At 57.7% G+C, this 593-nt stretch carries 1 protein-coding gene; it reads left to right on the forward strand.

Features of this window, described 5'->3' with window-relative positions:
- Positions 1 to 31 precede the first annotated feature (31 nt).
- On the forward strand, positions 32 to 593 hold a 562-nt coding region (locus tag ACF8RA_RS25625; RefSeq protein WP_392519687.1), incomplete at its 3' end, for a transposase.

A 593-nucleotide genomic window follows, 5' to 3' on the forward strand; every position in this document is an offset into this window, starting at 1 on the left:
TTCGGGCATAACATGAGTAAGAGGTGCATGTATGCCAACCAAAAAGAAACCCTTGCGTGACCTGCCCAAAATCCCCAAAGAGCTGCTGGAGCAGTTCGGTGAGGGCCTGATGACCGCAGAAGCTATCGAGGATGCATCTGCGGCGTTCAAGAAGGCCCTGATCGAGCGCGCCCTGAGTGCCGAGCTTGGCCACCACTTGGGCTATCCGCCGGGCGCGCAGCGCCCAGAGGATGAAACCAACCAGCGTAACGGCAAGAGTGGCAAGACGGTTTTGACCGGCGATGGCCCGCTGCGGCTGGAAATTCCTCGTGATCGAGACGGCAGTTTTGCGCCTATTCTGATCCCCAAGCATGAGCGGCGGTATACCGGTTTCGATGACAAGATCATCGCCATGTACGCCCGTGGAATGACGGTCAGAGAGATCCGAGCCTTTTTGTCCGAGCAGTATGGAACCGACGTTTCACCCGATTTCATCAGCTCTGTGACAGACGAGGTCATGGAAGAGATTGGCGCGTGGCAACAGCGGCCACTGGAGCCGATGTACCCGGTCATTTTCTTCGATGCGCTGCGGGTGAAGATCCGCGAAGAGGGCC

Source organism: Pseudomonas sp. FYR_5 (assembly GCF_043106315.1).
Taxonomy (GTDB): Bacteria; Pseudomonadota; Gammaproteobacteria; order Pseudomonadales; family Pseudomonadaceae; genus Aquipseudomonas; species Aquipseudomonas putida_Y.